Source organism: Shewanella sp. SG41-4 (assembly GCF_014164505.1).
In the GTDB taxonomy this organism is placed as follows: Bacteria; Pseudomonadota; Gammaproteobacteria; order Enterobacterales; family Shewanellaceae; genus Shewanella.
The window spans coordinates 1-1,809 of record NZ_JACJFI010000518.1; the positions used below are offsets into that span (position 1 = coordinate 1).

The window sequence follows — 1,809 nt, forward strand, 5'->3', positions numbered from 1 at the left end:
TTTTATCAGACGCGCCGTAAAACCCCGTCCTTCAGGTCGGGGATGTAAGGCACTGGCAGCGTAGCTGGCACGGTTTTGACTTTAGTTCGGCGTTTGTTGCTGCTCAATGTATCGGCGAATCACGTCGATAGGTGCGCCACCGCAACTGCCCGCAAAATAGCTGGGAGACCACAGTGCGCCGCCCCACAATTTTTTCGTGATGGACGGATATTTTTTCTTGCGAATCATGCGGCTGGAAACGCCCTTTAGACTATTCACGAGTGCCGATACCGCTATTTTCGGTGGGTAATTAACGAGTAAGTGAACGTGGTCGTCTTCGCCATCGAATTCAATCAATTCAGCTCCAAAATCCGCGCATACAGCTGCAAAGATGGGTTTAAGCTCATCGAGTATTTCCTGGGTGAATACTTCGCGCCGATACTTAGTCACAAAGACCAAGTGAACGTGCATATTGAATACACAATGTCTACCGTGTCGAATATCGTTGTTTGTTTGCATAGGCCAAACTATACTTTGGCTATGGAACGACTACAAGCCTTCAAATTCGAGCTACAGCCCAACGGCGAGCAAGTGCGCAATATGCGTCGCTTTGCGGGTACGTGTCGGTTCGTCTATAACAAGGCGTTGGCGTTGCAGAAAGATAACCACGAAACGGGAAATAAGTTCATAGGCTATGTGCCAATGGCGGCGGATCTGCCGAAGTGGAAGCGCGAAACGGGCTTCGACTGGATTAAGGATCCCCCCTCGCAAGCGCTGCAACATGCGCTCAAGGATTTAGAAAAAGCCTTCAAGGGATTTTTTGAAAAGCGTACGGATTTTCCGCGTTTCAAAAAGAAAGGCAGTGGCGATAGTTTTCGCTATCCAGAACCCAAGCAAATCAAATTAGACCAAGCCAATAACCGTATTTTCCTGCCCAAGCTGGGGTGGCTAAAATACCGTAAAAGCAGAGATGTATTGGGCGAAGTGCGTAACGCCACGGTAAGTCAATCAGGTGGCAAGTGGTTTGTGTCGATTCAAACACGGCGCGATGTTGAGATTGTGCCAGTGGCTACAAGCGCCATAGGTATTGATGTGGGCATTGCGCGTTTTGCGGCAATGAATGACGGTAGCTATATTGAGCCGAAAAACAGCTTCAAAACGCAGATGCAGCGGCTGGCTAAATATCAGCGGCGCATGAGCAAGAAAGTGAAGTTCAGTGCCAATTGGAAAAAGGCCAAGGCCAAGGTCACACAAATACACGTCGATATCGGCAATGTTCGTAAGGATTTTCTGCATAAGCACACACATACCCTCAGCAAAAACCACGCGCTGGTATGTGTAGAAGACTTGCAGATTAAGAATATGTCGAAATCATCAAAAGGTACGGCGGAAAAGCATGGCAAGAAAGTAGCGCAAAAATCGGGCTTAAACCGTGCCATTCTCGACCAAGGCTGGGGTGAGTTTAGGCGACAACTGGAATACAAAACCGCTTGGAATGGCGGCGTTTTGCTCGCCGTGCCTGCGCAATACACCAGCCAAACTTGCCCTTGCTGTGGCCATGTATCAAAGGATAATCGCAAAACCCAAGCGCAATTTTTGTGTGTAGATTGTAACTACGAAAATAACGCCGATGTTGTCGGCGCTATCAATATATTAGAGCGCGGGCAGCGCTTGTTAGCCTGTGGAGAAACGGCAGCTTTAGGCCGCTCTGTGAAGCAGGAACCCATCGAAGCGACTAAGCTGAAAACTGCTTAGCGCCGTAGGAATCCCCTTCCTTTCCGCGTAGCGGCAAAATCCTTTTGGGGATTTTGAGGTGGGGGAGGATGTCAA

At 48.9% G+C, this 1,809-nt stretch carries 2 protein-coding genes; one reads left to right on the forward strand and one right to left on the reverse strand.

Annotation, left to right across the window (positions count from 1 at the left end; genetic code table 11):
- Nucleotides 1–81: 81 nt before the first annotated feature.
- Complete coding sequence (gene tnpA, locus H5202_RS21795; RefSeq protein ID WP_182773882.1) at nt 82–498, reverse strand: IS200/IS605 family transposase; 417 nt, start codon at nt 496–498, stop codon at nt 82–84.
- On the opposite strand from tnpA, the gene H5202_RS21800 reads away from it, so the two are divergent.
- A complete protein-coding gene (locus H5202_RS21800; RefSeq protein ID WP_259397435.1) occupies nt 463–1,734 on the forward strand; it encodes an RNA-guided endonuclease InsQ/TnpB family protein in 1,272 nt (423 codons plus the stop codon). The two genes, tnpA and H5202_RS21800, sit on opposite strands and share 36 nt — an antisense overlap.
- Nucleotides 1,735–1,809: the final 75 nt, after the last annotated feature.

What these genes read in the sequence shown, in the direction of transcription:
- H5202_RS21800 (WP_259397435.1), top strand. Translation starts at nt 463, where the DNA reads ATGTCTACCGTGTCGAATATCGTTGTTTGTTTGCATAGGCCAAACTAT.
- tnpA (WP_182773882.1), bottom strand. Translation starts at nt 498, where the DNA reads ATGCAAACAAACAACGATATTCGACACGGTAGACATTGTGTATTCAAT.